The sequence below is a fragment of the Vibrio sp. L5-1 genome (genome assembly GCF_021728315.1).
Lineage (GTDB): Bacteria > Pseudomonadota > Gammaproteobacteria > Enterobacterales > Vibrionaceae > Vibrio > Vibrio splendidus_K.
In genome coordinates, this window is the sequence record NZ_JAKKCQ010000023.1 from 1 (window position 1) to 5,444 (window position 5,444).

Annotated in this window: 4 protein-coding genes and 1 pseudogene; all 5 read left to right on the top strand. The window is 42.4% G+C overall.

Annotation, left to right across the window (positions count from 1 at the left end):
• Positions 1 to 52: 52 nt before the first annotated feature.
• Positions 53 to 373, top strand: a pseudogene (locus L3V35_RS25240) (lytic transglycosylase domain-containing protein); the annotation flags it as partial.
• Between the two features lie 329 nt (positions 374 to 702).
• Positions 703 to 3,135 carry an EAL domain-containing protein gene (locus L3V35_RS25245; RefSeq protein ID WP_237300844.1) on the top strand — a complete coding sequence of 811 codons (2,433 nt, stop codon included), beginning with the start codon at positions 703 to 705 and terminating at the stop codon, positions 3,133 to 3,135.
• A gap of 489 nt (positions 3,136 to 3,624) precedes the next feature.
• Entirely contained in the window at positions 3,625 to 4,134 is a 510-nt protein-coding gene (locus L3V35_RS25250) for a hypothetical protein (protein WP_237300845.1), read from the top strand.
• Positions 4,135 to 4,142: 8 nt separating this feature from the next.
• Positions 4,143 to 4,460, top strand: a complete 318-nt coding sequence (locus L3V35_RS25255; protein ID WP_102556368.1) for a hypothetical protein — start codon at positions 4,143 to 4,145, stop codon at positions 4,458 to 4,460.
• A gap of 558 nt (positions 4,461 to 5,018) precedes the next feature.
• Positions 5,019 to 5,405, top strand: a complete 387-nt coding sequence (locus tag L3V35_RS25260; RefSeq protein WP_237300846.1) for a JAB domain-containing protein — start codon at positions 5,019 to 5,021, stop codon at positions 5,403 to 5,405.
• Positions 5,406 to 5,444 lie beyond the last annotated feature (39 nt).

A 5,444-nucleotide genomic window follows, 5' to 3' on the forward strand; every position in this document is an offset into this window, starting at 1 on the left:
ACGTCAATTCACGCGATATAATGGAGTTCCTTTGGACTCCATTTTTTAGCTTATGAAAAAACTAATCTTATTATTGTCGGTATTTCCAAGTGTCGGGTATTCGTTTTGTTTTGATGAAGCAGGACAACATTATAATGTTGAGCCAGATTTGCTGCGAGCGATAGCACAAGTTGAAAGCAGTCTTGATCCTAATGCTTATAACGAAAACAAAAATAAAAAAGGTCAAGTAACCAGTCGTGATTTTGGACTCATGCAAATTAACTCTAGTTGTTTTCTTCGACTGGCTGAATTTAATGTCAATGAAACCAATGTCTACGAACCTTGTTTTAATGTTTCATTAGGTGCGTGGGTATTAAGCTCTAACTTTGCTAGCCCAAATGTATTGAGATGCACACAAACAACTGTTTTCGCCTAGCTTTAATGAATATGAAGTTACGTCAGTGGACAGCAATAGGAGAGAAAACGTCAAGCTTATTTAACTATTTCGTGACTAATAATCGCTCATGAAAATTTGTGATAAGTATCATATTTATTTCCGTTGTTCGCTAAGATGTTTAACGCTCTATGACTGCCTTGTTTGTACTCTTCAATAATTAACCTGCCACGTTCATGAATAACACCATATCCTTAAATTAAAAGGAAAATAGTTAAAAATCTTCTATAGTTTTAAGTAGTAAACCGTTAACCACATGGGCCTCAACTATGCAGTTAGTTAAAAATGAATTTGTCCAATTTCATCAAAAAAGGGAGATTTCTTTTACGTGGCAAGTGAATACCAATAATTTAACTATCGATGCATGTGATCTACAAGAAGTCTTGGGGGTCACATGCACCGTGACTACTATCGAACATTTTCTAGATCTGTTTTCACCTTCTAATAAAGCCCGAGTCTCTGAGATGCTCTTACAAGTAAAAAGAGGGGAGGAGCCAGATCCCATTAAAGCATTCATAGTCACGCGAGGCTCTAACGTTAACCTGAGTTTAGTCTCCGTAAAAAAAATCACTGAAAATCTGATCGCAGGTATGATAATGCCTATGCTCTTGTCTCCAACTCAAGAAGACTTATCGTCCTTTTTTTATCAAATATTTGAAAATCACCATCACGGTATGGTGGTGACGGACAAACACACCCGTATTGTTGCCTGCAATAGTTACTTCGAGAAATCAACCGGTTATAAAGTAGAGGAGCTTCTTGGTAAAAAGACGTCTATTTTCAATGCTGGCAAGCACGGAGCACCGTTCTTTAGCAACATGTGGAAGGAAATTATCCAACACGATTATTGGAGCGGTCTCATTTTAAGTAAAGCCAAATCCGGGAACGTCAAGCCTCAAGAGCTACTCATCCAGAAGTTAGAGTCTCTAAAAGGCAACACCTATTACTTGGGGATTACCTTAGATTTATCGAGTAAACTCTACCGCGTTGCTGGTATTGAACATGGCGGTATTGAGTTATTAACTCAACTGCCCGGTGAAGAAGAATTTTTGGCTAAGGTACAAAATGGACAGGCTGAACTAAAAGATAGCGAAGGGATGTTACTAATGTCCTTTGTACCAAAGTTTGATGAAACATTGGAGTTCGATGAAAAAAAACAACTTGCAAGCGCGCTCGCGTACCATGAAAGTGACTGTACGGCAGGCTTTATTAAAAAGACAGTGTTTACCATTGCCATCATTTATAAGCATGACAAAGCTAAACCTCACTCGCTTTCTATCTTCGAAGCGATTCGAGAACGCTTTAATAAAATCAAAACAAGAATGGACAAAGAAGTATATCGACGAAGTATGGGAGGCACTATTGGTGTATCAGTACTTGGATTGGATGCGAATAATGCACACAAGATGATATCTCACTCTTTACAAGCGATGTATGAAAGGCATACTTCTAATAATAACAACATATGCTTTTATAACCGAAACCTTCATGAAAAAGTCAAACGACGCGAGGTGTTAGAAGAGATAGTGAGGTATTCGGTTAAGGCAAAGGCTATGCAGGTTTTCTTTCAACCTATTATTTCAACCAAAAGTTTTAAAGTCTGTAAACTCGAAGCATTGTGTCGATTTACAGACAGTCAAGGCGAGCCCCTAGAGACTCAGGAAATGATACAGATTGCAGAAGATATGGGTCTCGTTTCTGAGCTAGATTTGGCCGTAGCAGATAAAGCCATGGAGCAACGAAATCAACTGGTTAAACTATATGGCAATGAAGTCGAGATCACCATTAATGTGTCTTTGAACTCAGATAAACCAGTGAAGTCCCTCTTCAAAGACTTGATGTCGCTTTTCAGAAAACATCGTAAGCATCTCCCTTATGTTACCGTAGAGCTCACAGAGTCAGCCTACTTTAGCAATGAAAACAAGAACAGTGATCTGCTGTTTGAGCTACGTAAAAAAGGGGTAAAGATAGCTATTGATGACTTTGGTACTGGATATTCTTCTTTCTCCTACTTGAAAGATGGTAACTTCGATGTACTTAAAATCGACCGGGATTTTATTATTAATCTCGTTTTCGGCTCTCACAATTACTACATCGTTAAAATGATTACGCAACTTGCTCATACTTTAGGAGTAGAAGTGGTGGCTGAAGGTGTTGAAAGTATTAAAGAAGTTAATATATTAAAAGACCTTAAAGTGGACTATTTACAAGGGTTTTATTTCGCAAAACCCCTACCAGTTAAACTCCTCTCAGCTGAAATCAACGATAGAGAGGAGCTCCGTGACTTGGTCGAGCCAGAAATTCAAGACGTGGTGTTATTTACTACTCCTCCTTTGTTATCTCCCACTCACACCTTAAGAGAGGTCAAAGCCTTATTTGACCGTAATTCGGTTCATGTTTTACCCGTAATCATTGATAAGCAGTGTGTGGGCGTCCTAACCAAGGAAAAATACAATCTCCATGCTACGCCCACACTCGGCACTGACCGAGAAACGATGCAAGAGTATCGTTCTTTGGATAAAGTGGTGAGTGCGATGATGGAACCATTGATTACCTGTGTTCACGAAACAATAAACGCGAGCGAAATCCATGAGAAAATTCGGAACCATATTCCTTTGCCTTGGGTTGTCATCAACGATTCTGGAGACTATGTGGGTATGATTGACACTGTTAATATGATCCATTATTTGAATGCACAATAAGTACGTTTTCGCTTTTTTATTACGCCCATTAGCTTTGATTTGATGAGTAGCCATTTTAAAGAACCTTGGCGCGGACTTAACTTCCAATATTGGTCTACATGAAACGCGAGAGTTTTGTTCACACATCTGAGCCTGTTCTCATTTTAAAGACAAACACTTTAAACGTGTCTTTATCACGACTCCTATCGTTGTCTTAGGCGTCACCCTGCGGGCTAGGCCTGATTGCCCTAAGAGTCTTAGCGCCTTGTCGTTCCCTTCTCGTTGATCTCTCTGTCTTTGAATAAGTTCGAATAAGAGCTTGTTTTCTTATGCGCCGATTTATTTCACTCGCCTCATTTTCGGGCTCGCAGGCTGTTAACCGTCTCTCCCCACAACCTGTTTTTCAAGGGAGGCTTCGCCGCTGCGCGCCCTTGCAAAGCAGAACGATGTTGAGAGAGCGGACAGCCAAGCGGCTCCGAAAAGTGATACTCAAATAGAAAGGAAACTCTCATGGCGCAACAAAACTCAACCCCAACTCTCTCTAATTCAAATTCATCGACCAGCGTTTCGCCGCTGGGGCACGAAAGCTCACCAAAAAATGATATCTCTAGTCCTTTGGCGGTATTGAAGTTGCGCTATCAAGTCAAAAAGTGTCGTGATGAGACGAAAAGAAAGTCTGATTTTGTTTCCAAAATCCAGCGTTTGAAAATGTTCAGTCGTCGTCAGTCGCCGGAGCAACTGGCTGATATCGCAGCGTTAAAAGACCAAGGGTTCGTTGACGCTATCAAGCAGCAGTTTCCGCAATTGGTGTCGCGTCGTTTTGCTTTCCATGAAATCCGTGACTTTTTCATCGAATTAAATGGCGCTGGCTTTGGTGAATGGTTTCTTCACGAGCGAGTGGATCACATCATTATGTACACCACTTACGGGTCTGTGTTTCCAGCGTTGCGCTTTGTGACAACGGGGGCGGGAACGTTTAAGTGCTCAGGATTTTGTTTCGATGTGCGTTTTGGCGCTTAGGGGGTCACATGACAGTTCGCTCTACAGTATCCGCTGACATATCCATGCACGTGATTTGGGTGAATTCAACCGACTTTTACTCCACCGTAAAGGCCGTCAAGGTTCATGAGATTTTGGTGAATGAGTTTGGGTATACCGACTCTTTAATACTAGAGGAAGGCAACCGAGGGAAGGGGGTGAGTATCAGTGTGTGTGATAACACTACCACCATTAAGCAGATGCGAGAAGACTACGCCTACGCGAAGAAAACGGAAAGGACGATAGAAACCACCTCCGAGCATCGTGCATCGGCAAAGGCTTTACTCTCTTCTCTGTATGACGACTGAAGTCTGCTTATTGTGTAACGTCATCAAACACTCATAAGAGAAGGTCATTAGTGTGTCTGGATTTTGTTTCGATATTCTAGCCGGTAGCGGCATTCAAACGGGTTATGTTTTTCGACGAGCAACGCCTTGTTCGGTCTTGTCTTAAGTGACCAAGGTTATCGAGTGTGCGTATTGAGGCCCTTTGATGACAAATATGATCGCGTCGTCGGAGGGGGAGTCCTTGGTTGAGGGGGATGCGAACATTCGGTGTGTTATCACCCAGTCAAGTAAACCGGGAAAAACGCTCGTAACGAGCAGGCATTAATATCGAGTGGCGTAATTCGAGTAACCAGTAGGGCGCCCTCTTGGTGGGGAAGGGACCTTTCTAACTGGGCGACGTGCTTTGGGTTGAGGTACTGGCTTAGGCTGTCCTTTTGGCTTGTTGTCGCGACTTCCTTTAAACCGTCCCATTTGAGAACCCTCGCGCTAGGGAGGCTTCGCCGCTGCGCGCCCTTGCGCTACAGAACCTGCAACTGGGTACGGACAGTCAGACGCTCACCAAGACCGAAAGGAAATACCATGTCAGCACTTGTTCAATACTCAAATGTTTCGTTATTCACATCAGAAGAAAAGGGCATCCTTGACCAAGCCGCAAGCATTCTCAAATCCAAACTGTTTATTTCAGAACAAACGCCATTAACCTCGCCTGAATTGGTGAAATCGTTCTGTCAAACGTCCTTGGCCGCTTGTGAGTCTGAAGTGTTTGGGATTATCTTCCTCGATAATCAACATCGAGTGTTGCGCACCAAAGAGATGTTCTACGGAACCATTAATGCCGCCTCGGTCTACCCGCGCGAGGTTGTTAAAGCGTCGCTGGTCACGAACGCGAGTGCGGTTATTCTCTATCATAACCACCCAAGTGGTGCGCCAAGAAGCGCATATGTAAAACGCAATGTAATTGCTTGATTTCAAGGAGTAATCAATGATTAGAAACGCATGCAACTT